At 62.0% G+C, this 25,754-nt stretch carries 27 protein-coding genes and 1 tRNA gene; 15 read left to right on the top strand and 13 right to left on the bottom strand.

Translation table 11 applies throughout. The features are described 5' to 3' along the window. Positions 1-53 precede the first annotated feature (53 nt). On the bottom strand, positions 54-929 hold the full coding sequence (gene yghU, locus SM765_RS10515; protein WP_065272950.1) for a glutathione-dependent disulfide-bond oxidoreductase: 876 nt from the start codon (positions 927-929) through the stop codon (positions 54-56). Positions 930-1,239: 310 nt separating this feature from the next. On the opposite strand from yghU, the gene SM765_RS10510 reads away from it, so the two are divergent. Then, complete coding sequence (locus SM765_RS10510) at positions 1,240-1,758, top strand: YHS domain-containing (seleno)protein (RefSeq protein WP_274830103.1); 519 nt, start codon at positions 1,240-1,242, stop codon at positions 1,756-1,758. Between the two features lie 133 nt (positions 1,759-1,891). Here the strand turns inward: SM765_RS10510 and SM765_RS10505 are convergent, their stop codons facing one another. Continuing rightward, positions 1,892-2,488, bottom strand: coding sequence for a GcrA family cell cycle regulator (locus SM765_RS10505; RefSeq protein WP_065272952.1), 597 nt, complete (start codon positions 2,486-2,488; stop codon positions 1,892-1,894). 188 nt (positions 2,489-2,676) lie between these two features. Here SM765_RS10505 and SM765_RS10500 point away from each other — a divergent pair, with 188 nt between their 5' ends. Then, positions 2,677-3,495 carry an ABC transporter permease gene (locus SM765_RS10500; protein ID WP_274830102.1) on the top strand — a complete coding sequence of 273 codons (819 nt, stop codon included), beginning with the start codon at positions 2,677-2,679 and terminating at the stop codon, positions 3,493-3,495. Positions 3,496-3,504: 9 nt separating this feature from the next. Here SM765_RS10500 and SM765_RS10495 read toward each other — a convergent pair whose 3' ends face one another. Then, on the bottom strand, positions 3,505-4,392 hold the full coding sequence (locus SM765_RS10495) for a DMT family transporter (protein WP_274837766.1): 888 nt from the start codon (positions 4,390-4,392) through the stop codon (positions 3,505-3,507). A gap of 362 nt (positions 4,393-4,754) precedes the next feature. Here SM765_RS10495 and SM765_RS10490 point away from each other — a divergent pair, with 362 nt between their 5' ends. Both SM765_RS10490 and argF read left to right on the top strand, forming a co-directional pair. Beyond that, positions 4,755-5,930, top strand: a complete 1,176-nt coding sequence (locus SM765_RS10490) for an aspartate aminotransferase family protein (protein ID WP_274837765.1) — start codon at positions 4,755-4,757, stop codon at positions 5,928-5,930. 72 nt (positions 5,931-6,002) lie between these two features. Beyond that, positions 6,003-6,929: an ornithine carbamoyltransferase gene (argF, locus tag SM765_RS10485; RefSeq protein ID WP_065272955.1), complete on the top strand. Its 927-nt coding sequence runs from the start codon at positions 6,003-6,005 to the stop codon at positions 6,927-6,929. Between the two features lie 85 nt (positions 6,930-7,014). Here argF and SM765_RS10480 read toward each other — a convergent pair whose 3' ends face one another. Both SM765_RS10480 and SM765_RS10475 read right to left on the bottom strand, forming a co-directional pair. Further along, a complete protein-coding gene (locus SM765_RS10480) occupies positions 7,015-8,496 on the bottom strand; it encodes an inorganic phosphate transporter (RefSeq protein ID WP_274837764.1) in 1,482 nt (493 codons plus the stop codon). Between the two features lie 118 nt (positions 8,497-8,614). Beyond that, positions 8,615-9,073: an NUDIX hydrolase gene (locus SM765_RS10475; protein WP_065272956.1), complete on the bottom strand. Its 459-nt coding sequence runs from the start codon at positions 9,071-9,073 to the stop codon at positions 8,615-8,617. A gap of 244 nt (positions 9,074-9,317) precedes the next feature. Here SM765_RS10475 and SM765_RS10470 point away from each other — a divergent pair, with 244 nt between their 5' ends. Beyond that, the gene (locus SM765_RS10470) at positions 9,318-10,082 is read left to right on the top strand and encodes an SDR family NAD(P)-dependent oxidoreductase (RefSeq protein WP_065272957.1); all 765 of its coding nucleotides are present in this window, start codon (positions 9,318-9,320) and stop codon (positions 10,080-10,082) included. A 135-nt stretch (positions 10,083-10,217) separates the two neighbouring features. Here SM765_RS10470 and hrpB read toward each other — a convergent pair whose 3' ends face one another. Further along, positions 10,218-12,698, bottom strand: coding sequence for an ATP-dependent helicase HrpB (hrpB, locus tag SM765_RS10465; protein WP_274837763.1), 2,481 nt, complete (start codon positions 12,696-12,698; stop codon positions 10,218-10,220). Between the two features lie 158 nt (positions 12,699-12,856). Here hrpB and meaB point away from each other — a divergent pair, with 158 nt between their 5' ends. The 4 genes from meaB (at position 12,857) to SM765_RS10445 (ending at position 15,390) form a co-directional block, all read left to right on the top strand. Next, entirely contained in the window at positions 12,857-13,834 is a 978-nt protein-coding gene (gene meaB / locus SM765_RS10460; protein ID WP_274837762.1) for a methylmalonyl Co-A mutase-associated GTPase MeaB, read from the top strand. A gap of 254 nt (positions 13,835-14,088) precedes the next feature. Then, a complete protein-coding gene (gene rpmB / locus SM765_RS10455; RefSeq protein WP_065272959.1) occupies positions 14,089-14,379 on the top strand; it encodes a 50S ribosomal protein L28 in 291 nt (96 codons plus the stop codon). Between the two features lie 128 nt (positions 14,380-14,507). Beyond that, on the top strand, positions 14,508-14,858 hold the full coding sequence (locus tag SM765_RS10450) for a hypothetical protein (RefSeq protein ID WP_065273771.1): 351 nt from the start codon (positions 14,508-14,510) through the stop codon (positions 14,856-14,858). Between the two features lie 55 nt (positions 14,859-14,913). Continuing rightward, the gene (locus SM765_RS10445) at positions 14,914-15,390 is read left to right on the top strand and encodes a copper chaperone PCu(A)C (protein ID WP_274837761.1); all 477 of its coding nucleotides are present in this window, start codon (positions 14,914-14,916) and stop codon (positions 15,388-15,390) included. A 68-nt stretch (positions 15,391-15,458) separates the two neighbouring features. Here the strand turns inward: SM765_RS10445 and SM765_RS10440 are convergent, their stop codons facing one another. After that, positions 15,459-16,166 (bottom strand): NAD-dependent deacylase, encoded by a 708-nt coding sequence (locus tag SM765_RS10440; protein ID WP_274837760.1) that lies wholly within the window; start codon positions 16,164-16,166, stop codon positions 15,459-15,461. A gap of 47 nt (positions 16,167-16,213) precedes the next feature. Between SM765_RS10440 and SM765_RS10435 the strand changes: the two genes are divergently transcribed. Further along, on the top strand, positions 16,214-16,669 hold the full coding sequence (locus SM765_RS10435) for a low molecular weight protein-tyrosine-phosphatase (RefSeq protein WP_065272962.1): 456 nt from the start codon (positions 16,214-16,216) through the stop codon (positions 16,667-16,669). An 8-nt stretch (positions 16,670-16,677) separates the two neighbouring features. Here the strand turns inward: SM765_RS10435 and SM765_RS10430 are convergent, their stop codons facing one another. The 3 genes from SM765_RS10430 to SM765_RS10420 all read right to left on the bottom strand — a co-directional run bounded on the left by SM765_RS10430 (position 16,678) and on the right by SM765_RS10420 (position 19,742). Further along, on the bottom strand, positions 16,678-17,658 hold the full coding sequence (locus SM765_RS10430) for a LysR family transcriptional regulator (RefSeq protein ID WP_065272963.1): 981 nt from the start codon (positions 17,656-17,658) through the stop codon (positions 16,678-16,680). A gap of 206 nt (positions 17,659-17,864) precedes the next feature. Then, positions 17,865-18,176: a hypothetical protein gene (locus SM765_RS10425; RefSeq protein ID WP_065273772.1), complete on the bottom strand. Its 312-nt coding sequence runs from the start codon at positions 18,174-18,176 to the stop codon at positions 17,865-17,867. Positions 18,177-18,392: 216 nt separating this feature from the next. Next, the gene (locus SM765_RS10420; RefSeq protein WP_274835017.1) at positions 18,393-19,742 is read right to left on the bottom strand and encodes a hypothetical protein; all 1,350 of its coding nucleotides are present in this window, start codon (positions 19,740-19,742) and stop codon (positions 18,393-18,395) included. A gap of 95 nt (positions 19,743-19,837) precedes the next feature. On the opposite strand from SM765_RS10420, the gene lepA reads away from it, so the two are divergent. Both lepA and SM765_RS10410 read left to right on the top strand, forming a co-directional pair. Then, entirely contained in the window at positions 19,838-21,637 is a 1,800-nt protein-coding gene (lepA, locus tag SM765_RS10415) for a translation elongation factor 4 (RefSeq protein ID WP_065272964.1), read from the top strand. 490 nt (positions 21,638-22,127) lie between these two features. After that, complete coding sequence (locus SM765_RS10410; protein WP_274835016.1) at positions 22,128-22,574, top strand: MmcB family DNA repair protein; 447 nt, start codon at positions 22,128-22,130, stop codon at positions 22,572-22,574. Positions 22,575-22,586: 12 nt separating this feature from the next. Here the strand turns inward: SM765_RS10410 and SM765_RS10405 are convergent, their stop codons facing one another. Together SM765_RS10405 and SM765_RS10400 are read right to left on the bottom strand one after the other, a co-directional pair. After that, entirely contained in the window at positions 22,587-23,888 is a 1,302-nt protein-coding gene (locus SM765_RS10405; RefSeq protein WP_368981502.1) for a hypothetical protein, read from the bottom strand. 256 nt (positions 23,889-24,144) lie between these two features. Next, positions 24,145-24,333, bottom strand: a complete 189-nt coding sequence (locus SM765_RS10400) for a DUF6324 family protein (RefSeq protein ID WP_065272966.1) — start codon at positions 24,331-24,333, stop codon at positions 24,145-24,147. Between the two features lie 104 nt (positions 24,334-24,437). On the opposite strand from SM765_RS10400, the gene SM765_RS10395 reads away from it, so the two are divergent. Both SM765_RS10395 and SM765_RS10390 read left to right on the top strand, forming a co-directional pair. After that, complete coding sequence (locus SM765_RS10395; protein ID WP_274835014.1) at positions 24,438-24,920, top strand: GNAT family N-acetyltransferase; 483 nt, start codon at positions 24,438-24,440, stop codon at positions 24,918-24,920. Between the two features lie 44 nt (positions 24,921-24,964). After that, positions 24,965-25,041 (top strand) — tRNA-His (locus SM765_RS10390). A gap of 193 nt (positions 25,042-25,234) precedes the next feature. Here the strand turns inward: SM765_RS10390 and SM765_RS10385 are convergent. Then, positions 25,235-25,591, bottom strand: a complete 357-nt coding sequence (locus SM765_RS10385) for a hypothetical protein (RefSeq protein WP_274835013.1) — start codon at positions 25,589-25,591, stop codon at positions 25,235-25,237. Here SM765_RS10385 and SM765_RS10380 point away from each other — a divergent pair. After that, positions 25,590-25,736: a hypothetical protein gene (locus SM765_RS10380; protein WP_274835012.1), complete on the top strand. Its 147-nt coding sequence runs from the start codon at positions 25,590-25,592 to the stop codon at positions 25,734-25,736. The two genes, SM765_RS10385 and SM765_RS10380, sit on opposite strands and share 2 nt — an antisense overlap. Positions 25,737-25,754: the final 18 nt, after the last annotated feature.

Raw genomic sequence — 25,754 nt, 5'->3', positions numbered from 1 at the left:
CTTTCATGCAGGGGCGGACGGGGCAGGGCGCCCACGTCCGCTGACTGTCAGTCTCAGCTGTCCTCGGTTTCCAGCTTGTCTTGGGTGCGGGTGTCGAAATCACCGGCGTCATGGCGCTCGCGCAGCTGGGTGTGCAATTCGCCAAAGGCGCGGTTGACCATGCGGCCACGGCTGACCGCGGGGCGCGCGTCGATGTCCTTGGCCCAGCGCACCACATTGGTGTAGCTCGCCACGTCTAGGAATTCTGCCGCATCGTACAGGCGGCCCAGCACCAGCTGGCCATACCAGGCCCAGATCGCCATGTCTGCGATGCTGTAGTTATCCCCCGCGATGAAGGCGTTGCCATCAAGCTGGCGTTCCAGAACGTCTAGCTGACGCTTGGTTTCCATGGCGAAACGGTCGATCGGATATTGCCATTTTTCCGGCGCATAGGCGTAGAAATGGCCAAAACCGCCGCCCAGATAAGGCGCGCTGCCCATCTGCCAGAACAGCCAGTTCATCACTTCGGTGCGCTCCGGCCCGGACTTGGGCAGGAACTCGCCGAATTTCTCGGCCAGGTGCACTAGGATCGAGCCGGATTCAAACACTCGAACCGGGGTGTCGCCGCTGCGGTCCATCAGGGCGGGGATTTTCGAATTAGGGTTGATGTCGACAAAGCCCGATCCGAATTGATCGCCTTCGCCGATGTTGATCAGCCAGGCGTCGTATTCGGCGCCGGAGTGGCCCTTGGCCAGCAGCTCTTCGAACATCACGGTGACCTTGACGCCATTGGGGGTGGCCAGCGAGTAGAGCTGGAAGGGATGCTTGCCGACCGGCAGTTCCTTGTCGTGGGTGGCGCCTGCGATGGGACGGTTGATCGAGGCGAAGCGTCCGCCGCTTTCCTGTTCCCAAGTCCAGACTTTCGGCGGGGTATAGCTCGTATCACTCATGTGGATGGGCCCTGTTCTGTATGTGGTGGCGGGCGGCGCGGGGCGCGGCCCGGTTCGGATTGACGTCTCTGACGTAGGATACTCGTCAAAAATTCCAATGACTGGAAGGTGTGGGTGCGATCTTTTTCGTGCAACCGTGCAGGGGGCGGCCTGCGGTCACGCAGAGACACAGCTGTGTGAGCGCCCCTTCGCAAAGGGTCTGCGCCGGATATTGTAGTTGCAGTTGTAGTGGATCGGCAGACCGGTGGAGCAGGACCCCCTGTGACACGTCATGTCCCGGATCGGTGCCGAATGAGGAAAGGATCAAGACATGAAACGTTTTGCACTGGCTGCCATCGCGGCCCTGACGATTGGAAGCTCTGCTTTTGCAGGGGAGCAATATATTGACGGCACCGGTTTTGCGGTCTCTGGCTATGACGTGGTTGCCTATCGCAGCCTCACCCAGGTGCCGGTGGGCGAGGTGCAGCCTGCCGCAGTGCCGGGCCGTGCGGATATCGTGGCCGAGTACAACGGTGCCCGCTTTGCCTTTGCCAGCGAAGAGAACCGCGAGATGTTCCTGAAGAACCCGGAATACTACGCGCCGCAGTATGACGGGCACTGCGCCTATGGGGTATCCAAGGGCGGCAAGGTGCCGGCCAACCCGAACCTGTGGCGGATCGTGGATGACAAGCTGTACCTCAACATCACCAAGAACGTGGTGGGCTTCTGGGAAGAGGACATCCCCGGCAATATCAACATCGCCGAAGGTAACTGGCCGGGTATCGAGCCGGATGAAGCCTCGGAACGGGTTATCCCTAATTTCGAGTCCTCTGCGCCTGAGGGGCACTGAGCAGCAGCGGGGCTGCCCCTTTTCAGGCACCCCACGAAATTCCATGTGACAATAAAAAGCCCCGCACGGGAACGGCGGGGCTTTTTTGATTGGGAAAAAAGGTCCAAAATGCGAGCAGTGGGCCCGGAGCCGATTACCGTTTGCGGTCGCGGCGGGCGCTCATCGGCTGGAAGGCGACGCCGACGTGGGCTTCGCAATAGGGTTTGCCTTGCTGAACGGGCAGACCGCAGAACCAGAAATCCTCGGTCGCGGGGTCGCCCACCGGCCATTTGCAGGTGCGTTCGGTCAGCTCCATCAGCGTCAGCTTCTTGGCCTTCTTTTCGATCTCGTTGACCTTGGCCAGGGCTTCGGGGCTGATCTCATTGGCAGAAGGCTGCGGCGGCAGCGGCTGACCAGCCGGAATGATCTGCTTGCGGGCCGGAATGGCGGCCTTGGTTTCAGGCGCGCTGGCAGCGGCCGCAGGCGGCGGAGTTGCCGGACGGGCCGGTTCCGTCTTTGGCTGTGGCTTTGGCTTTGGCGCCGGTTTGGCAGCGGCAGCAGCTGCCGGTTTTTCCTTGGGCTCGGCGGCTTTGGCGCCACCGGCTGCGCGGTTGGACAGGCCGAGGCGGTGCACCTTGCCAATCACGGCGTTGCGGGTGACCCCGCCCAGCTCCTTGGCGATCTGGCTGGCCGACTGACCTTCGCCCCACATTTTCTTGAGCAATTCGACGCGCTCGTCTGTCCAGGACATATGTTGCCTTTCCAAGCTGAAAGCGGCCCCAGAATCCTGCGGCCGCCATCGAGTTCCGATATAAACGCCTATTTTAATCACTGCGGCCCGAGTTACAAGGCGTCTTGCACCTGCGGATGCAGCAGGTATGCAGATGGGGCACGGGCGGCACGCCGGAGCACGCATAAGACTGGAACGAGGAAAGCACCATGGCAGAGACGGAAACAGAATACCGGGTCGGAATGGGAGAGCGCCGGTTCGGTCGGGTGAACTGGCTGGGGCTGCAGACGCTGGCGATGCGCGAGATCAAGCGCTTCTCGGTGGTCTGGACCCAGACGCTGCTGGCGCCGCTGATGACGGCGGCGCTGTTCCTGATGATCTTCAACATCGCGATCGGTCCGAAGCGTGGCGATGTGATGGGGGTGCCTTTCCTGACCTTCCTGGCGCCGGGGATCATGATGATGACTGTGATCCAGAACGCTTTTGCCAATACCTCTTCCTCGATCGTGATTTCCAAGGTGCAGGGCAATATCGTCGATACGCTGATGCCGCCGTTGTCGGGGCTTGAGATGCTGCTGGGCTACCTTGCCGGGGCCATCGCGCGAGGTGTGGTGGTGGCGCTGGCCATCGGGCTGGGTCTGATGCTGGCGCTTCAGATCGTGCCCGCGCATCCGCTGGTCGCGCTGTTCTTCATCGTGATGGGCGCGGCGTTCCTGGGCGGGCTGGGCATCGTCGCCGGTGTTTTCGCGGACAAGTTCGACCAGATGGCCGCGATCACCAACTTCATCGTGACGCCGCTGGCCTTTCTGTCGGGCACTTTCTATTCGGTCGAGTCGCTGCCGCCGGTGCTGCAGGCGATTTCCCATGCCAACCCGGTGTTCTACCTGATTGATGGCGTGCGCTACGGGGTGATCGGCACCTCCGACAGCTCGCCGCTGCTGGGCGCGACGGTTTGCGTTGGCGCCACGGTCGCCATCAGCCTGCTGGCTTGGTCGATGCTGCGTCGGGGTTATCGCCTGAAGGCATAAAGGGCGGCCTCAGGCCGGTTTTGCCTGGCGTCCCTCGCGCCAGGCCAGAATGGCGGCGCCTGTCAGGATGACGCAGGCGCCAAGAACGGTCACCCCGTCCGGTACCACGCCAAAGCCGAGGAAGTCGTAGCACGCGGCAAAGATCAGCGTGGCATAGCTGAAGGGCGCCACGAAAGAGGCATCCCCCCGCGCCATTCCGTTGATGAAACAGGCCTGCGCGCAGGCCATCAGCGCGCCCAGTGCCGCCAGCGCGCCCCATTGCATCGGCGTTGGCATCTGCCAGACCGGCAGCACCGCCAGGCTGGCGATCAGAACACCAATGCCGTTGTTGAACCACAGGATCTGCAAGGGCGCCTCGCGCCCCGACAGTTTCTTGATGAAAATCAGCTCCAGCCCCATCACCGCTGCCGCGCCCAGTGCCAGAAGGGCCGCTGGCTGAAAGCTTTCCGGTGCCGGGCGGAGCAGGATCATCGCGCCGATAAAGGCGATCCCCGCCGCGCCCCAGCGCCAGGGGCCGACGCGCTCGCCCAGAAGGGGGATCGCCAGCAGCATGCAGAACACCGGGTTGAGAAAGGTGATCGCCGTGGCATTGGCCAGTGGGATATAGGCAACAGCGGCAAACATCAGCGTCACACCGCCCCAGCCAAAGGCGGTACGTCCGATATGCAGCCCCCAGTGCGGCCGGGTCAGCCGGGGGCGCACCAGCGCCAACACCGAGGAGATCACCACGAAGGCAAAGATAAACCGCCCGTGCGAGATCTGCAGCGGGTGCAGCGCAGGCCCGAGAGCGTCGGTGCCCAGCGATTTCGCCATCAGCGTTGTCGCCGCGATAAAGGCGGTTGCCAATAGGATCAGCGCGGCGGCCAGCATCGGTTTTTGCGGTGTCGGAGTTTTCATGCGCAATCGGTGCGCCCGTGCCCGCGGACATGCAAGGGAAAAAAGCGCGGTCAACGGTGAAGTTACCGCGGGGCCCGAAGGCCGAATACTGGCGGCGCCGCCGAATTGTTCAGGTGGGCTGCACAAAAGGGGTTCCTTTTTGCGCAAAGCTCCCTTATGGACCCATTCCATGATCAAACGTGCACATATCTCTGCGCTTCGACGCCGACGCCGGACTGCGTAAACCGCAGCGCCAGTGCCCCTGTGGCGCCTTTGATCCCCTGTGCCGAGATGATGGTACAAACCCCCTCCGACTACAGTATTGACCCTCCGGCCCGGCTATGCACAGCTTTGGCCTCAATGTTTCAAAAAGGATGATCCTGATGATCCCGTCCGTTCTGCCGACCTACAATCGTGCTCCGCTTCAGTTCGTCAAAGGCGAAGGCGCCTGGCTGATCGAGGCCGACGGGCGCCGATTCCTGGATCTGGGCGCCGGGATCGCGGTGAATGCGCTGGGCCATGCCCATCCGGCCCTGGTCGAGGCGCTGACCACCCAGGCGCAGAACCTGTGGCATGTGTCGAACCTCTATCAGATCCCGCAACAGCAGGCGCTGGCGGATAGGCTGGTCGAAACGACCTTTGCCGATACGGTCTTCTTCACCAATTCGGGCACTGAAAGCTGCGAATTGGCGGTGAAGATGGCGCGCAAGTATTTCTACGACAAGGGCCAGCCCGACCGGGTCGAGATCATCACCTTCGAAGGGTCCTTCCACGGCCGGTCCTCTGCGGGTATCGCGGCGGCGGGCTCGGAAAAGATGACCAAGGGCTTTGGTCCGCTGCTGCCGGGCTTTGTGCACTTGCCGTGGAATGATCACGACGCGGTGGCGGCGGCGATCAATGACAAGACCGCTGCGATCCTGATCGAACCGGTACAGGGGGAGGGCGGCATTCGCCCGCTGCCCGATAGCTGCATGAAAGGTCTGCGGGATCTTTGCGACGAACACGGCATTCTGCTGATCCTTGACGAGGTGCAATGCGGCGTGGGCCGGACTGGCAAGCTCTTTGCCCATGAATGGGCGGGCATTACTCCTGACATCATGATGGTGGCCAAGGGCATCGGTGGTGGCTTCCCGCTCGGCGCGGTGCTCGCCACCGAGGATGCGGCCAGCGGCATGACCGCGGGCACCCATGGCTCCACCTACGGCGGCAACCCGCTGGGCTGCGCGGTGGGCTGCGCGGTGATGGATGCGGTCGCCGATCCGGAGTTCCTGGCCGAGGTGAACCGCAAGGCGGGCCTGCTGCGCCAGAAGCTGGAGGGGCTGGTGGCCAGCCATCCCGAGGTCTTCGAAGAGGTGCGCGGATCGGGGCTGATGCTGGGGCTCAAATGCAAAGCGGTGAACATCGATGTGGTCAACGCGGGCTATGATAACGAGGTCGTCACCGTTCCGGCGGCTGACAATGTGATCCGCCTTCTGCCTCCCCTGAACCTGACCGACGAGGATATCGCCGAGGCGCTTCAGCGTCTTGAGAAGGCGGCCAAACAAGTCGCCGCGGCCTGAGCGGACCCTTCAGATCAATTGCGAAGGCGGGGGATATGCCCCCGGCTTCACCCTGACAAAAAGTGACAAGACATGAACCATTTTCTTGATATCCACAAAACCGATGCAGCAGCTCTGAGGGGCATCATCGATCAAGCCGGCGCGATGAAACAGGCGCGCCTGGGCCGCCCAAAAGGCGCCCCGGATGACGAACAGCCGCTGGACGGGCGCATGGTGGCGCTGATCTTTGAAAAGCCGTCGACCCGGACCCGCGTTTCCTTTGATGTTGGCGTGCGCCAGATGGGCGGGCAAACCATGGTTCTGTCGGGCAACGACATGCAGCTGGGCCACGGTGAAACCATCGCCGACACCGCCCGCGTGTTGTCGCGCTATGTGGATCTGATCATGATCCGAACCTTTGATGAATCGGTGCTAATCGAAATGTCGGAATATGCCGATGTGCCGGTGATCAATGGTCTGACCGACCGCACGCACCCCTGTCAGATCATGGCCGATATCCTGACCTATGAAGAGCACCGCGGCCCGATCAAAGGCAAGAAGGTGGTCTGGACCGGCGACGGCAACAATGTCTGCGCCTCCTTCCTGCATGCGGCGGGACAATTCGGGTTTGACCTGACCTTTACCGGCCCGGCGCAGCTGGACCCCGAGGATGAATTCGTCGGTCTGGCGCGCAAGGCAGGATCGAAGGTCGTGATCGAACGCGACCCGGTCAAGGCCGTGGAAGGCGCCGATCTGGTTGTGGCGGACACCTGGGTTTCCATGCATGACAGCCAGTCCTCGAAAGAGCGGCGCCACAACATGCTGCGCCCCTATCAGGTGAATGACGCGCTGATGGCCCATGCCAAGGACGACGCCCTGTTCATGCACTGCCTGCCGGCCCACCGTGAAGAGGAAGTGACCTCTGCCGTGATGGATGGTCCGCAGTCGGTGATCTTTGATGAGGCCGAGAACCGCCTGCACGCACAAAAGGCAGTGATGCGTTGGTGCCTCGGCGTCTGAGCCGTTACCTAGCCTTTGCAATGTAAAACCCCTCGCCGCAGACCAGCGGCGAGGGTTTTTTTTCGAGTTCGTGCCTGGCTGAGGCTTAGCGAATGATCGTCGTCAGCAGCCAGAAGGTAACACCGGACAGCAGTGCCGCGGCGGGCACGGTGATCACCCAGGCGGCTACGATGGTCATGAAATGGCTGCGGCGCACCAGCTTGCGGCGGCGGCGTTCCTCGGGGGCGATGCGCAGTTCCTCCGGACGCTGCAGCGAGAATTTGCGCAACCGGTTCTCGGCGTGCCATTCGCGGAAGAAGCCGACGCCAAAGACCGCGCCGACCGCGATATGGGTCGAGGACACCGGCAGGCCCAGCCAACTGGCCACGATCACTGTGATCGCCGCCGAAAGCGACACGCAATAGGCGCGCATCGGGTTCAGCTTGGTGATCTGGCTGCCGACCATCCGGATCAGTTTCGGGCCAAACAGGAACAGGCCAAAGGAAATGCCGAAGGCCCCAATGACCATCACCCAGGTCGGAATCGTCACCTTGGCGGCGAAATCCCCGAACTCTGCCGCATGCACGATGGCCGCGAGCGGACCCACGGCATTGGCCACATCGTTGGCGCCATGGGCAAAGGACAGCAGCGCGGCGGAGATCACCAGCGGGATGCGGAACAGGATTTTCAGCGACTTGTTGCGGTTCTCAAGTCCCACGGACTGGCGCGCGATCAGCGGCTTGGTGATCAGATAGCTTGCCACGGCAAAGCCAAGACCGATCAAAAGGGCGATTTCCAGATCGATCTTGATGATCCGTTTCAGACCTTTCAGCGCCAGATAGGCGGCAAAGGCACCGGCCATGATGGCGACAAGGATCGGAACCCAGCGGCGCGCGGCGGCGATCTTGTCGTCCTGATAGATCACCTTGGCCTTGATCACCGCCAGAAACAGCGCCGCGATGACGCCGCCCAGAACCGGCGAGATGACCCAGCTGGCCGCGATCTTGCCCATGGTGGCCCAGTTGACCGCGGACATGCCTGCGGCAGCAATGCCCGCGCCCATGACGCCGCCGACCACCGAATGGGTGGTGGAGACCGGCGCGCCGATCCAGGTGGCCAGATTGACCCAGAGCGCCGAGGACACCAGCGCGGCCATCATCGCCCATATGAACACATCCGCTGTGGCCACGGTGGCGGGATCGATGATGCCCTTTGAGATTGTGGAGACCACGTCGCCCCCGGCGAGGAGGGCACCGGCGCTTTCGGCGATGGCAGCGATCAGGATGGCGCCGCCCATGGTGAGGGCGTTGGCACCCACCGCCGGTCCCATGTTGTTGGCTACATCGTTGGCGCCAATGTTGAGCGCCATATATGCACCAAAGATCGCAGCAGCGATGACGATGAAATTGCCGGGCGTGCCGCCGAGGAAAACGGCAGCTGCTGCACCAGCCAGCACGATAAAGGCCAGCGAGATGCCGGGGCCGACCAAGGGGCGGGAGACATAGGCGGTTGCCAGCTCCAGCTGAGAGATCCGGTTGAGGTCCCTGTCGAGGGTTTCCCAGTGCTTGCTATCGGGTTTTTCGCTCATGTCGCCGTTCCCCATGCCAAATGCCCAGCCAGACGGCTGTGCCGAAAAGAGTCGGCCACCGGGTAGCGTCGCGTCACCATTGGCGCAAGGCCGGTGTCACGATTCCATCATAAAACTGTTACAATTGTCGCAGGATCGACTGCAAATCTGGTTCCCGGACGAGGTTTGCCGCGTCTTGCGCGGGCATCCAGACACGCTTGCGTTGATCGGATTCCGGGTAGTCATCCTTGATGCGCTGGACCTCGGCGATATAGACCAGCGTTTCCACTGGCTGCCGGGTGCCGTTGTCGCGTTCCTTGACGTAGTGATAGCTGCCCTGCGGGGCAGAGGTGATCCGGGCATCGGCAACGCCGGCCTCTTCCCATGCCTCTTGCAGGGCGGATTCGGGGCCGTTCTTGCCTTTGATGGGCCAGCCCTTGGGGATGATCCAGCGACCGGTGCCGCGGCTGGTGATCATCAGCACGTCTTTTCCGGATTTGGTGGTACGATAGCACAGGGCTGCCACCTGAATCCGCTTTGGGCGGAAAATAAGGGGGCGCAATACCTCTTCCCAAGCCTTGGCGAGGAGTGTTGTCATGCCTGAACTGCTTTCGTTTCTTGTTATGCTTTTGCCCCGGGGCGGAAACCGGACGGGGAGATGGTAGTAAATTTGGGGTTGACCACAACATATGTCCCAAAGGCGAATTTACAATGGTGTCTTGAGTTCGTCTCTGAATTGTGAACTTTTTCCGCAACAGCCGGGCAGGCGGCAAAGACGCGCCAAGGTTCGACATGATACCGGCTGCAAGGCCATCAGAGCAAGAAAGCGGGAGGGGACAAGGATGAAAGCTGCATTAGTGACCGGCGGGGCACGCGGGATCGGGCTGGCGACGGCGAAGGGGCTGCTGGCTGAGGGGTGGCAGGTGGCGATCCTGGACCGCGACAGCGAAGCGCTGGAGGCGGCCGGGAAAGAGGTGGCAGGCCTTACCCTGATCAATGCGGATGTTTCGCGCCCCGAGGATGTGGAGCGGGCTGTCGCGGAGATCACGGCAGCCTTCGGGCGGCTCGACGGGCTGGTGAACAACGCGGGCGTCGCCGATTTCGGCCCGATCCGCGAGACCACCTTTGAACGCTGGCGTCGGGTGATGGAGACCAATCTGGATGGTCCCTTCCTGATGACCCAGGCCTTTACCGATCTGCTCGCTGCGGATGGTGGCGGGGCGGTGGTGAATATCACTTCGATTTCGGGCCTGCGCGCCAGCACCCTGCGGGTGGCCTATGGTACCTCCAAGGCGGCATTGGCGCAGCTGACGCTGCAACAGGCGGCAGAGCTGGGCGAGATCGGGATTCGCGTCAACGCGGTGGCGCCGGGACCGGTGGCGACCAAGCTGGCGATGGCGGTACACAGCCCAGAGATCATCGCCGCCTATCATGATGCGCTGCCGCTGAACCGGTATGGCAAGGAAGAGGAGATCGCAGCGGCGATCAATTTCCTGCTGTCAGAGAAGGCGAGTTTCATCACCGGTCAGGTTCTGGCCGCAGATGGCGGGTTCGAAGCCACCGGGATCGGCCTGCCTGCGCTGCGCGCCGACGCGGCAAAGGACTGAGCTGGCCGGTGCTCTAGCAGAGGGGGGGCTCCCGCCCGCGATCTGCCGCATCAAAGATGCGGCCTCCGCCGTTGTGCATAGCAGCGCGCAGGGGCGCGCTGCTCCGGCGCGATGATTTTTTCACCCTGGGACCTCTCAGGATTTGCGCCGGTTGGCCCGCAGGGTTGGATCGGCACCGGTCGGATCTTCGGGCCAGGGATGTTTGGGATATTGGGCGCGCATGTCCTTGCGCACGTCCGCATAGGACCCCGCCCAGAACCCTGGCAGATCGCGGGTGATCTGGATCGGGCGCTGTGCGGGGGACAGCAGCGTCACCTTCAGCGGCACGCCGCCCACGGCGGGATGGCGGGTCACGCCGAACATCTCTTGCAATCGCACTGCGATTTCCGGCACTTCTTCCCCGTAGTCGATCGGGATCTTGCGGCCCAGCGGCGTGACGAAATGGCCTGGCGCTTCACGGTCCAGAAGCTGCGTCTGCTCCCAGCTGAGGGCGGCCCGCAGGGCGGGCAGCGGGTCGAACTGTTTCCAGTCCTGCGCGGTTTTCACCCCGGTCAGCATCGGCAGTAGCCAGTCGTCCAGCGTTGCCATCAGCCCATCGTCGGAGAAATCCGGCAGATCCTGCCCATCGGCGCGCAGCAACTCGACCCGCGCCAGCAGCCGGGCGGCAGCACCGCTGAGGCGCAAACCCAGATCGCGCACCCCGTCGAGCATGGCTTCGGCGATGGCCTCGGTCGGGACGTCCTTCCAGATGCGATCATCCAGAACCACACTGCCGAGGCGCTCCTGGCTGCGGGCCACGACGCGGCGGTCGCGTTTGGACCAGGCGCAACTGTCCTGCCAGCGGATCTGATCGGCAAACAGCGCGCGAATATCGGCAAGGGCGATCTGCACCGCCATGCGGATCTTTGCTTCGCGCGGGTTGCCGTCGGTGTCCAGCGCCACGAGGAAAGGCGCGGCGGCCAGCGTGTCCTCGGGCGACAGCACCGCCCCCTTGCCCCCTGACAGGACATAGCGCGGCGTATCGCCCTTGCGGCGCTGGCCGATGCGGTCGGGATAGGCGAGCGCGGCCAGCCCGGCCGCTGACAGATTTGATACCACCGACGCGTCAGAGCGGGTCTTGCGCTGTTGCTGCTGCAGCCTGCGGGCTTCTGCGCGGATCCGCTCCACCACTGGCAAGGCGAGTTGATAGGGGCGTTTGCGCTGGAAGGCCTTGGGATCCTTCAGCGCCTCCAGCCGCAGCATCAGGTCAGACGGGGCGCCGCGCAGAGGATCGCGCTCGGCCAACAATGCGGCCAGTGTTGCCGCAGGGGCGGCCTGATCAGGGCCCGCACGTAGCAACATATGGCCAAGGCGCGGATGCAGGGGCAGCGCCGACAGCGCTTTGCCGTGGGTGGTGATGCGGCCCTGTGCATCCAGCGCGCCCAAGAGGGTCAGAAGGTTGCGGGCCTCCTGCAAGGCGCCCTCGGGCGGTGGCGTCAGAAAGGCGAGATCCCCGGCGCCAGCGCCCCAGAGCGCCAGTTCCAGCGCCAGACCGGCCAGATCGGCGGATGCGATTTCCGCCGGGGGGAAGGCGGCAAGCGCGCCTTCCTCGCCTTTGGTCCAGAGGCGGTAACAGATGCCTTCGCTGACGCGTCCTGCGCGGCCCTGACGCTGGGTGGCTTCGGCGCGGGTGACCTTTTCGGTGACCAGCCGCGACATGCCGGACCCCGGATCAAAGCGGGCGCGGCGCGATTGTCCCATGTCGACCACCACGCGGACCCCATCGATGGTGAGCGAGGTTTCCGCGATCGAGGTCGCCAGCACCACCTTGCGCCCTGATTTCGCGGGCTGGATGGCAGCGCGCTGCTGGGCAAAGGGCAGGGCGCCAAACAGGGGATGCACCGTGCAATTCCCGGGCAGTCGACTTTCGAGCGCGGCAGCGGCACGGCGGATTTCGCCTTCACCGGGCAGGAACACGAGGATACCGCCGCCTTCCTTGCGGGTTTCTGCCTCGGCGCGGGTAACCAGATCCACTAGCGCATCGGTGCGGCGGGCCTTGGGGCCAAGCGGGGTATCGAGCCAGCGGGTCTCCACCGGGAAACTGCGCCCTTCGGAGGTGATGAGCGGTGCCTCCATCAGGGCGCTGACGGGGGCGGCATCCAGCGTTGCGGACATCGCCAGCAGGATCAGATCGTCGCGCAGGGCGCCCGCGACCTCAAGACAGAGCGCGAGGCCGAGATCAGCATTCAGCGAGCGTTCGTGGAATTCGTCGAAGATCACCGCTCCGACGCCGGGCAGATCCGGGGCCGATTGCAGCATCCGTGTCAGAATGCCTTCGGTGACGACCTCGATCCGGGTGGATTTGCTGACCTTCGCCTCGCCCCGGATGCGGTAGCCCACGGTTTCGCCGGGGCGTTCGCCCAGGGTTTCGGCCATGCGTTCCGCGGCGGCGCGGGCGGCCAGGCGGCGTGGCTCCAGCATGATGATGCGCCCATTGCAGAGACCGGCCTCGAGCATGGCAAGCGGTACCTTGGTGGTCTTGCCGGCGCCGGGTGGGGCCTGCAGCACGGCGCGGCCGCCCGTGCGCAGGGCGGCGATCAGATCGGGCAGGGCGTCATCAATGGGCAGGCGTGTCATGGCAGCCTTATCGCCAAAGACCCGTGCCGGGTCCAGAGGCGCGGCGGCTGCGGCTGAATGCGCCTGCCTCGGCACTGGACAATCCGGGCCTGCCTGCGTCAAGTAGGCGGAACTTTCGGACAGAGGCCCTGCAAGGGGCGCGGAACAGGGGCTTTGGCATGGATATTGCGCAGCTGAGTGACAAGATTTTGCAAGGCGACCGGCGCGCGCTGGCGCGGGCGATTACTCTGGTCGAAAGCGGGCGCGACGATCACCGGGAGCAAGCGCTGGCGCTGCTGGAGCGGCTGGCCAAAGCGGATCGGCAGGCCTTGCGGATCGGCCTGTCGGGCACGCCCGGGGTTGGCAAATCCACCTTTATCGAGGCCTTCGGCATGATGCTGGTCGAACGCGGCCTGCGGGTGGCGGTGCTGGCGGTCGATCCCAGCTCGACCCGCTCGGGCGGTTCCATTCTGGGCGACAAGACCCGGATGGAGCATCTCAGCCGCCAGAAATCTGCGTTCATTCGCCCGTCGCCCAGCCAGACCACGCTGGGCGGGGTCGCCCGCCGCACCCGGGAGGCGGTGTCCCTGTGCGAGGCGGCGGGTTTTGACGTGGTACTGATCGAAACCGTCGGGGTGGGGCAATCCGAAACCGTGGTGGCGCAGATGTCGGATCTGTTCCTGCTCTTGCTGGCCCCGGCGGGCGGCGATGAGTTGCAGGGTGTCAAGCGCGGAATCATGGAAATGGCGGATATGATTCTGGTCAACAAGGCAGACGGCGATCTGAAACCCGCCGCTACCCGCACGTGCGCCGATTACGCCGGGGCTTTGCGGCTGCTGCGCAAGCGTCCGCAGGATCCCGAAGGCTTTCCCAAGGCGATGATGGTTTCGGCGCTGGCACGGGAGGGGCTGGAGGCCGCTTGGGCCGATATCGAGCATCTGTCGGGCTGGCGGCGCGAGACGGGACATTGGACGCGAACCCGGGCGGATCAGGCGCGTTACTGGTTTGCCGAAGATGTGCGCCAGGCCATGCTGGCAAGGCTGGAAACGCCTTGGGCGCAGGGCCGGATGGCGGAACTGTCGGATGCGGTCGCTGCGGGAGAGCAGACCCCTGCCGCAGCCGCGCGGGACATGCTGAAGGGGTTGGGGCTGGAATAAACCCGCTGACCAGATGCGGTAGGAGGACCTTTCAAGCCAGGCGCGCGGCCGGGTTTGGTCCCGTTTGGGCGGGGCTGTGCCACTTTCCGGCGGAGTGGGTGATAAAACCCTGCCATATGGCTTGACCCTGTCAGCGATTCCTCCTAAACGCATCCAACCAGTTTTCGGGCGCAGCCAATGGCCGCGCCCTTGTGATTTGGCGGCAGATTCGGAGTTTTGTCCGGCAGGCCGCCCCAGATACGAAGGATGAACCTATGTCGCGCCGTTGCGAACTGACCGGAAAAGGCCCGATGACTGGCAACAATGTCAGCCACGCCAAGAACCGCACTCGTCGTCGGTTTCTGCCGAACCTGAACGATGTCACCCTGCAGTCCGAGACTCTGGGCCGTGGCGTCAAGCTGAAGATTTCCGCCGCAGCCCTGCGCTCGGTTGATCACCGCGGTGGTCTGGACGCATTCTTGGCAAAAGCCAAGGACGAAGAGCTGTCCGCAACCGCTCTGAAAGTGAAAAAAGAGATCGCCAAGGCACAAGCTGCCGAGGCCTGATCCACTTCAGACCGATCTGATTTAGTAAAACGCCGCGCTGGATATCCCAGCGCGGCGTTTTGCCATTCTTGGCGTGACCGAATGCCGCTTGCGGTTGGCGCTGTGCGGGGGCATATCTGCCACTGATGATGCGACGCTTGCGGATATATATCGGGATATTCCTGTCCCTTGCTGTGGTGCTGACCGCCCATAGCGCTGCCGCGATGCGTGGGGCACGGGATGCCTCGGGGCAGATCGTGATCTGCACGGGCACCGGCCCGGTGGCGATCTATGTGGACAGCGACGGCCAGCCGGTCCCGGCGCCGCATTATTGTCCCGACTGCGTGATGCATCTCTTGGATGCTGGGCTGCCGGTGCAGCAAGCGCTGCCAATCCCGGCGCGCCCGGTTCTGCAGGATCTGACACCCGATCGCACAGTCCTGATCCCCGTCTCCTGCGGGCAATACGCCCTGGCGCGTGGCCCGCCGATCTCTGCCTGATTTCCAATCTATCCTACCCTGAAAATCAGACAGACTTTGCAACAGGAGACTCAAGATGTCTTTTAAATCCTTCGTTTTCGTCGCCACCAGCGCAGCCGCAGTCACCCTTGCCGGGGCCGCCATGGCGGGCGGTATGATGGTCGAGGACGCCTATGCACGCGTATCGACCAAGATGTCCGCCAGCGGCGCGGCCTTCATGCAGATCATGAACGATACCGGCGCTGATGACCGGCTGATCGATGCGCGTTCTGACGTGGCAGAGCGGGTCGAGCTGCACACCCACCAGGGCGATGCCAACGGTGTCATGAAGATGGTGCATGTGGAAGAAGGCTTTGCCATTCCGGCGGGTGAGGTGCACATGCTGAAGCGGGGCGGCGACCACGTCATGTTTCTGGGGCTGACCCAGACCCTTCATCACGGCGATGTGGTGCCGTTGACGCTGGTCTTTGAAAAAGCCGGAGAAATCAACGTTGAGGTGCCGGTGGATCTGGAGCGCAAGCCCGGTCACGGCGGCATGAAGCACAACAACTGATCAGCGCCAATCGCGCCGAGACATTGCGGCCAGTCCTTGTCCGGGGGCTGGCCGTTTTCTTTGGAGGTTCAGGCGCGGGCCAGAAACTCGCCGGTCCAGTGGGGCACGATCTCGCTGGCGCGCCCCAGGCGGCTTTCGGCAAAGCTGGATGCGCCGGCCGAGGGCTCAAGATTGAGTTCAACCGTATGGGCGCCCGCCATCTGCGCTTCCTGCACAAAGGCAGCGGCCGGGTAGACCTGACCGGAGGTTCCGATTGAGGCGAAGATATCCGCTTCGGCCAGATGGTCGTAGATGGCTTCCATGAAATAGGGCATTTCGCCAAACCAGACGATATCGGGGCGCGTGCGGGGCTGGGCGCAGGCGGGGCAGAGGTCGGTGTGCGACATGCTGGCGGGGGCGGGCCAGCGGTGATCGCAGGCTGCGCAGAGGGCACCGTCAAGCGTACCGTGCATATGCAGCACATCTTCTGCGCCGCCCTGTTCGTGCAGCCCGTCTACATTCTGGGTGATGATCACAACCTCACCGGGCCAGGACCTTTGCAGCTCACCCAAGGCCGTGTGGGCGGCATTCGGGCTGGCATCGACCGATTGGGCACGGCGGGCATTGTAGAAGGCGTGCACAAGATCGGGATCGCGGGCAAATCCTTCGGGCGTTGCTACATCTTCGATCCGGTGTTTGGCCCAGAGCCCGTCTTCGTCGCGAAAGGTACCGAGCCCACTTTCGGCGGAAATGCCGGCGCCAGTCAGGATGACGATCTTCTCCGCACTCTTTTCCATCGCCGCAAAGCCTCTTATTGCTGTCTTGCCAAAAGGAGTGTGCCCCGATGACTAAACGCATTTTGTTCGTCTGCCTAGGAAACATTTGCCGCTCGCCCGCAGCTGAAGGGGTGTTCCGCGACCTTTTTAAGCAGGCCGAGACGGATAGCGCGGGCACGGCGGGTTATCACGTGGGAGAGCCGCCCTACGGGCCGATGCAGGCTGCGGCGCGGGCGCGAGGGCTGGATCTGTCGGATTTGCGGGCGCGGCAGTTCGAACCGCAGGATTTTGCGCGTTTTGATCTGATCGTGGCGATGGACGGTGACAATCTGCGCAATATCGAGGCGCAAAGGCCTGCAGACCAGATCACGCCCGTGGTGCTGTTCACCGACTTTGCTGCGGGCAGCAGCGCGGATCATGTGCCCGATCCCTATTATACGCGGGATTTCGACGGATGCCTCGACCTGATCGAGCAGGCGGCGCGTGGGCTGGTCTCCCATCTGGAGGCAGGGCACGCCCTCTGACGTCGGCCTTAGCTGTCGATGACCTTGAACGCGCCTGCCAGCCAGGGAAGCCGGACCAGCGCCGGATCGATCATCTGTGTCTGGATCAAGTGCCGCATGGTCTTGGCCACGTCGCGGGGGACCTGATCCGCCCAGTCGTTGCCGCTGAACAGGGAAATGGTCCGACCGGCGGCACCAAAGGGCAGGGCGTAGGCTTCGATCTGATCGTGGAACCGCACCGCCCGCATATACCCCAGCGGCGTCGTGATCGCCCAGCCGATTCGGCGCGCCACCATGGCCATCAGGGCAAGGTGGGAACCAATCTCGAACCGGCTTTCAAAGGTAAGGTTTTGACGGGTCAGATGGGCGTCGATTTGCTGTGAAATCAATTGGTCCCGTGCATAGCGCAGGAATGGCAGGGTATTCAGCTCGCTCACGCTGACCTTCGGAAGGCCAGTATCCGAGGAGCCGATGAACCCCTTTGGGGCCACCAGAATAAAGGGGTCCTGCACCAGTGGCAGTTCCACCAGCCCTTCGTGCAGGGCGCCGGTGGTGGCGGCTACGGCGATGTGCAGCTCGCGCTCTTCCATGGCGCGGATGATGTCGTGGCTGGAGGCGGTGATCATCTTGAACCGGCATTTGGTCAGGCTCTCGGCAAGGATGGTCACCAACCGCGGGGTCAGATCATTGTCGAAATCGTCGATTAGACCGATCGACAGTTCGGGCAGGTGGCTGAGATCGACAACCGTCAGCTCGCTTTGCGCCAGACGCAGCTCTGCAAGCACCGCCTCGGTGCGGGCCAGAAATGTGCGTCCCGCCGGGGTGACCACCATCGGGCGGCGGCTGTGGTCCACCAGGTCGCAGGACAATGACTTTTCCAGATTCCGCAATTGCTGGCTGACTGCGGGTTGGCTGAGCCCGGTCATTTCCGCAGCCTGCGCCACGGATCCGGTTCTTGCCAGGGCGGCAAAGACTTCCAGCCCTCTTAGGGTAACACCCTTCGTCAACATGAATATGCTCCAAATATGCATCTTCTTTCTCAACGACAGAAAGATGCGGGGTCAAGGGTTGTATTGGAGCGGATTTCCCCTGTGCGGCACTGCAGCATCTGCGCCGGGCCGTGGGTCGCGCAAAATCGGGAGCGCATCACGGCGGCATGAGAGGGGTGTGACCGTCGTAACGCTGATCTGAATGGACGCCTTTCAGAGGGGCTGTATCAGCCGCAGACGCGCGCGGCGTTGGCGCCAAATTCCTTGTAGCGTTCCCAAAGCTGTTCATCGCCGCGATGGCTGGACTGGCGTACGACCTGGGCCTGATGCGGATCGGCAAACCACTTCGACACCTTGGAGCGCTCCGAACGGGTCAGGCTCTTGTTGGCGACTTTCTGAATGCAGCTGCACAGCCCGGCCTTTGCATAGCCGCGTTCGGACTGACGACAGGCCCTTTCGATGACGCCTGCATCGACAGAGGGTACGCTGAACGCAGTCGTCAGGGCCGCGGCACAGAGAAAAGAGCTCACAAAACGCATCGTCATGTCCTGTCCAGTGGTCATTCGAGAGAGGCCGCTGGCAGGCGGCTGGCGCGACTATGCCGCAGGTTTGGCTGGCTTTCAATTGGGGTTAATAATCCATAAATCATGCGCGGGATTTTGCCGGGACCCTGAAACAGCCGCGCCCGGTCTCAAGACCGGGCGCGGCCCTTGTCCGAGTAGCGTCCCCAGTCAGCAAAATTAGGGATTTCTCCACTAGTTACCCTTGTCAGGTCGCGTCTGTGGGGGGAGGGAGGTCTCAACCTGCGTCTGCGGCAGACCTTCCTTCATGAGCAGCGCCCGAATGTCATTTGTGTAGGTCACGATGTTTTCATAGCGCGAGCGAGCGCCCAACTCGTCGCCAGACATCGCCCAAAGTCCGCTGATTAAACCTCCGAGTAGGGCCGTGTTCCTAAGAAGGCTGAAGACTTTGCCTTTTTCGGAGCGGGACAGGCTTTCGATCTCGGCGCTCAGCGCGGAGAGCTTTCCTTCAAGATCCGCGACCTTGGCGTTCAGCCTGCCGATCTCGGTGCGCAGGGCTTGCTCCGTTTCGGAACTGACATCTTCCGGCTGCTGAATGTCCCCAAGCGTTTGCGCAATCGCGTTCATCAGTGCGGGCATGTCCTGCAAGGGGGAAAACGCCTCGGGCAGGGCATTGGCGCCGGTGTCTGCGTGATACTGCTCAATCGCGCCAGAGATCTGCACTGCCAGCCCCTGCAGGCTTGCTGTTGCAATGATGCGGTTCTGGATCAGGGGGCGGAGGTCATTGGGTTCATAGGCGGGGAAGCGTGGTTCCTGCGGGCGCTGCGCTGCGAACTCGCCCTTGATCCGCTCGATCTCTTCCGCGACGGCCTCGGGGCCTTGGTCCCAGATGGCATCGTCGATCAGGGCAACGCGGCGTTGAAGATCCCAGTGGAGGGGACGTCCATCGAGGAATCCTTGGTACCAGTCGCGCCAGAAGGACCAAGTCCCATTCTCAGGAAGGACTGGGTTCTTGGAGCGCCATTTGCGTCCGGTTATCAGATTAATAAACGCCGTTTGGAAGAGACCCTCGTTTTTATGATCAAAACTCTGGGCAAAGTTCTCAATTTCGCTGCTCGCCGAGTTTCGAGAGGTGGCGCCAGACCCGCTGATACCACGACCGAGTTCGATAGAAATTGATAGATGTGTCTTGGGGGCAGCGTGAATTTTGCCAGAATTCTCGTGGCCATCGCGAGCTTTGTTCAGGTGTTTGTTTGTGTAGGTTTGGTCTTCTTTTAGAAGGGAAAGTGCTAGGTGTCGGCATGCATGCGTGAAACGCTGCTCAATGGTAGCAGCAGGTTCAATTAGCTCTCCGATCACGAAGTGGTTGATAGGGAGCCTGTTGTCGTCTCTGTTTTGAAATGAAGACAAGGCGACGATAATGCTACGCATGCAAAGCAAGTCTCTGTTTGGAAAGTCCTCATCCTGCGAGTTGAAAAGAGTTTCCAAGTCTTGCAGGCAATCGAGTATGGAGAAACAGGCCCATGCTTGACCTATGCTCAAGGGAATTTCGTTTAGAGTAGCTTTGGTCTCAATCTGCGGCAATTGCGCCCCTCCTGCCATGCACCCTTAAAAATATCGCTGGGTGGCCTCACGCGCGCGCTTGACCAAACTCAAAATCCGAACCATATCCCCAGACCATGACAGAGCTCTCAAAGATCCGCAATTTCTCCATCGTCGCCCATATCGACCATGGCAAATCCACCCTCGCTGACCGGCTCATCCAGGAGACCGGGACGGTGGAGTCACGCGATATGAAAGAGCAGCTTCTGGACGCGATGGATATCGAGCGCGAGCGCGGCATCACCATCAAGGCCAACACGGTTCGGATCGACTACAAGGCCGACGATGGCGAGACCTATGTGCTCAACCTCATCGACACCCCCGGTCACGTCGACTTTGCCTATGAGGTCTCCCGCTCCATGCGCGCGGTTGAAGGCTCGCTGCTGGTTGTGGACAGCACCCAAGGGGTCGAGGCGCAGACGCTGGCCAATGTCTATCAGGCGATCGATGCGGATCATGAGATCGTCCCGGTGCTGAACAAGATCGACCTGCCCGCATCCGATTGCGATCGCGTGGCCGAGCAGATCGAGGATGTGATTGGCATCGACGCAAGCGAAGCCATTCAGGTCTCGGCCAAAACCGGGCAGGGCATTCACGAAACGCTGGAAGCGATCGTACAGCATCTGCCCGCTCCCGCAGGCACCCGCGATGCGCCGCTCAAAGCCATGCTGGTGGACAGCTGGTACGACGCTTACCTGGGCGTGATCGTGCTGGTGCGCATCATGGACGGCGTCCTAAAGAAAGGCATGCGGGTCAAGTTCATGTCGAACGACACCCTGCACCATGTGGACCGGATCGGCGTCTTCCGCCCTGCCATGCAGGTGGTGGATGAACTCGGCCCGGGTGAGATCGGCTTCCTGACCGCCTCGATCAAGCAGGTACGCGACACCCGCGTCGGCGACACCATCACCAATGACCGGAACGGCTGCGAGGTGGCTCTGCCGGGCTTCAAACCGGCGCAGCCGGTGGTGTTCTGCGGTCTCTTCCCGGTGGATAGCGCCGAATTCGAAGACCTGCGCGACGCCATCGACAAGCTGGCTCTCAACGACGCCTCCTTCAGCTTTGAGATGGAGACCTCGGCGGCGCTGGGCTTTGGTTTCCGCTGCGGTTTCCTGGGCCTGTTGCACCTTGAGGTGATCCGCGACCGGATCGAGCGGGAATACAATATCGAGCTGATCACCACGGCGCCGTCGGTGATCTATCACGTCTACATGAAGGACGGCGAGAAGATCGACCTGCACAACCCGGCCGACATGCCTGACATGTCCAAGGTGGATCACATCGAGGAACCGCGGATCAAGGCGACGATCCTTGTGCCGGATGAATACCTCGGCGATGTGCTGAAACTCTGCCAGGACCGCCGCGGCATTCAGGAAGACCTGACCTATGCCGGCACCCGCGCCATGGTGGTCTACGATTTGCCGTTGAACGAGGTGGTCTTTGACTTCTATGACCGGCTGAAATCGGTGACCAAGGGCTATGCCTCCTTTGACTATCACCTGACGGGCTACCGCGAGGACAACCTGGTGAAGATGTCGGTGCTGGTGAATGACGAGCCAGTGGATGCGCTGTCGATGATGGTGCACCGGGACCGCGCCGAGATGCGCGGCCGGGCCATGTGCGAAAAGCTGAAGGACCTGATCCCGCGCCACATGTTCAAGATCCCGATCCAGGCGGCCATCGGCGGCAAGGTGATCGCGCGCGAGACCCTGTCGGCGCTGCGCAAGGACGTGACCGCGAAATGCTATGGCGGCGACGCCTCGCGCAAACGCAAGCTGCTGGACAAGCAGAAAGCGGGTAAGAAGAAGATGCGTCAGTTCGGCAAGGTCGACATCCCGCAAGAAGCCTTCATCTCGGCATTGAAGATGGATAGCTGAGGCCGTCTGGCGAAAAATTCGTGTAGATCAAGGGCGCCATTCCTTTAGCGGGAGTGGCGCCTTTTTGTTCCTGGGGTAACTGCGCGGTCGGCCGCTGTGGTCTGACGGACGGGCAAATGGGCCGACGGGGCGCCGAATTAACCGGCAGGTACTTGTGACGGCATGCATCCTGCACTGGGCCGGATCAGACCCAAGCAGCGTTCGTAGGTGAGGAAAAGTGGCGGGACCACCAGGCAACCGTGCGGTTTTGATTCCCGAGGACCTGTATGTACAGGTGGGCGCCAGGTAAACGGACCAGGATCCGAACAGAGCCAGCTCCCTCGGAATTGCTTAAGGCCACTGGAATGCTACCTGTCACAAGAAGGGCAGAACCCGCCACGGCCCTAGGTAGTGTGCGGGCGCTGCGGCGGCAAGGGGCAAGTGGTAAGAGTTTTTGCCTTTACCGTCCTCGGGCTTGCATTTTGTTCCCTAATTGTTCACTTCTGGTGCCATGGTGGATGAGAATGATCTGGAGCGGTTTCAGCCTGGTCAGCGGCTGGCGCGCGGGGTGGCGCGGTATTTGCGCTCGCTTGGCTTTGTCTCGGTCGAGGAATTCGTGCCAACGCGCGGCCTGCGCGTTGATCTGATGGCGCTGGGACCCAAGGGCGAGCTTTGGGTGATCGAATGCAAATCCAGCCGCGCCGATTTCCAGTCAGACAGCAAATGGCAGGGTTATCTGGAATGGTGTGATCGCTACTTCTGGGCGGTAGACACCGAGTTCCCGGTCGAGATCCTGCCGGATGAAACCGGTCTGATCATCGCCGATGCCTATTACGGCGAGATTGTCCGCATGGGGCCGGAAGAGAAGTTGGCCGCAGCCCGGCGCAAGAAGATGACGCACAAGCTGGCGATGGACGCTGCGCGGCGGCTGCAGGCCGTTCTCGACCCCAGAGTGTAGCAGATGTGATCCTCACATGCGCAGATCGACCGCTTGTTCTTGTTTCAGGATCTTGTCGACCTGACCGCTTGGCAGGGCCAGCGCGACAGTGCCTCCGTTTGCCAGACCTTTGACTGTGACCGAGCTACCATCGCCAAAATTGATGAGCAGGGCATCGTCCTTCTTTACGATGGTGGCGCTGGCGGCTTTTTCGCTGGAGACCATGAGGGCCAGATCTGCACCGTCCGAAAGGGTGACCACGTCATTGCCCTCGGCCGCGCCATCCTGCAGCGCCATGGTAAAGCTGCCTTTTGACAGCAGAACCGTATCGTCGCCTGTCCCGGCACCAAATGTGACATGCCCCTGCGCTGCCAAGGATAGCGTGTCATCGCCGCTGCCTGTGTGCAGGCGGGCGTACCGCGGGAAGTCCAGCCCGTCCCCGGATTGATCATTCATCACCACATTGACCACATCATTGCCGTCGCCGGTTCTGACGCCGTCCAGAACAGTGGCGTTAAGGGTCAGAACATCGTCGCCCGATCCGGTATCCAGTCGTGACACGACCCCCGCGCGAATGGCCAGGCTGTCATTGCCATCGCCGGTGTTCACCTGATTGATGTGGCGGGCCGAGATGCTGAGCGCGTCATCGCCCGTACCGGTATCGAGTCCCGTGATCGTTTCCGCATTCAGAGCGACCGCGTCATTACCGCCACCGGTCGAAATCTTGCGTATCGTCCGTGCTGAGATCGCCAAGGAATCGGCGGCGGAATAATTGGCATAATACGTGGTCATCCGCGCCCCGCCGGATTTGTAAACGACCAACTCGGTGCCTCGGTTTTGCCGGTCGGTATGCACGTCCTCGACCACATCGCCGGTCAGGGCTACGGCGTCCGATCCATCACCGGTTTCGATGCCCTTGATCACCCCGCCAGCGTAGGACACGGCATCGTTGCCAGAGCCGGCGCCGAAGGTGTTTGGAGGGGGTGGAAAGAAGGCGTGAATATCGCCCTCGTCTGTGACCATCAAAAGCATGAGGTGGCTGCTCTGGCTGTTGTCCTGTTGCAGCGTGGCGAGGGCCTTTTGCATTTCTTTGGTTTTCAGCGCGAAGGCAATCGCGCGCGCATTGTCCTCCAAGCGTTTCATGTTGGCCTCCGCTTCCTTGCGCTGCTCTAGGCGTTCGGCGCGCTGCACCTTCTGGCTTTCTTCCAGAAGGGTTTTGGCGCTGGCCCCTTTGGTCCAATCGGTGGCTGTGGTTTCCGCAGTCGCCGCCAAATCCGGTGTGTTCGTGCCAGCATAAAGGCCGGTAAAGCTGTTGATGCCGAAAATGGAGTTCATAATCTGCGCCCCTCTAAATCCAAATGAATGGCCTTTAGGGTCGCGCTGGAGTCTCAAAAAGAAATTAATCGCGCTGAAGGAAGCAGTAACGTTTTTTTGTTTAGTCGCGAGGTTTCATAGCTACTTGGCGTTAAGTGGCTTGCGTAGCAGTAAAGTTTCCACGCTCGGGTGGGAACTCAGGCGCGGTATGTGACGCGCCGCTTCAGTTATCTGGCGGGCGCCTGCACGGACACAGCCGCCCGTCCGGGGGCCAAGGTCAGTCCGACAGGCTGCGGGCTGCCTGAGCGGCGGCGCGGATTTCGTCGGCGATTTCCTCGGCTTCTTCGGGGTCGAAATCCATCGGGATCTCAATATCGCCGGCTTCGATGAAAATGCGCACCATGCCGATATCGGTCGGGCCGATCTGCATGTTTGCTTCGATATCGCGTTCGCTGTTGATGCCCATCGTGACCTCCTGTGGGTGACCTTCTGCGGCGCATAAACGGCCTGAGGCATCCTGCTAGCCCGGAGCCTGTTGAAAGGCAAGCGGGCATCGTGGTCAGATAAGCCATGGAAAAAGTGACTTTGCGCCGATTCGAAGCTGAGGACAGCCCCTGGCTGGTGGAGCGGCACCAGACCCTTTACACGCAGGACGAAGGGTTCGACGACACATTTGGCCCGCTGGTGGCCGAGATCCTGCGGGATTTCTGCGCGGATCATGATCCGGAAAGGGAACGCGGCTGGATCGCAGAGGAAAACGGCCAGCGGCTTGGCTCGATCTTCTGCGTGCGGCTGAGCGATACCACCGCCAAGCTGCGCCTGTTCCTGCTGACGCCCGAGGCGCGCGGCAAGGGCATCGGCAAGCGCCTGCTGACCCAATGCATGCAGTTCGCGCGTGATGCGGGCTATCAGGATATGACGCTGTGGACCCATGAAAGCCACGAAGCGGCCTGCGCGCTTTATGCTGCATTCGGCTGGGAACTGGCCGACAGCAAACCGGTTCTTTCCTTCGGGCAGGATTTGATCGAACAAAGCTGGAAAACTGTGCTTTAACCCCCTTGCGCTCGGTATGTACCTAGGCTAAATCGCCCCCCAGTGCCGCCTTAGCTCAGTTGGTTAGAGCGCTGGATTGTGGATCCAGAGGTCCCCTGTTCAAGCCAGGGAGGCGGTACCATTCTCTCCCTTTTCCACATAACGCATTGATTGCGATCGGTTAGTTCGCATGCATGGGCGCGCCCAAGCACCTGTAGGCGCTACAAGGGCTTGGCGGCAGCAGCTCACCCGCATGCCATGCAGGTGAGCGTTGGTCTGATCCATCTGAACCCGTTGCAGCACTGCTGTGGCTCGCCTGACCGGTACGGGCGCGGTTATTCGCCCGTGGTCGTGGTGGTTGTCGTCGTGGTGGTGCCGGTTTCGTCATCACCGGTCACGACCAGAAGAATCACACTGCTCAGAATCACTCCGGCTGCGGCGGTGGGGCTTAGCCCGGTACCCTGCATCGCTTCGGGCAGCGTTTCGCTAACCGCTTGAGAGTTGGAGGCGCGGCAGGTGACCTTGAGCAGCCCGCCCGGCAGGTATTGCGCCGAGACCGGAACCCCTGCACCGCAGGCGGCGCGGCTCTTTGCTTCGTTGAGGGCTGCGCTTGCGCCCTGGGCTGCAAGCGGTCCGGGGGCGGTAAAAAGAATCAGGGCGGCTAGGGCGGTCAGAGAGCGGGGGGAAAACATGGAAGCCTCCGAAAAATCATTACGATACTCTCCTGACAGCTTACAGACCTATGCCGCGCTTGCAACGACGGCGCGGGAATGGGACAGTTTCAACATGATTTCTGCCGATGGCCCGTTTGCGGGGCCGCCGCCGGATGGTGGCTAGGGCATGTGGTATTGGTAT

It is taken from the genome of Pseudophaeobacter sp. 1A09344 (assembly GCF_041008745.1).
In the GTDB taxonomy this organism is placed as follows: Bacteria; Pseudomonadota; Alphaproteobacteria; order Rhodobacterales; family Rhodobacteraceae; genus Phycobacter; species Phycobacter gallaeciensis_A.
The sequence above is the reverse complement of the archived record's forward strand: the minus strand, read 5'-3'. Positions and strand labels throughout refer to the sequence as shown.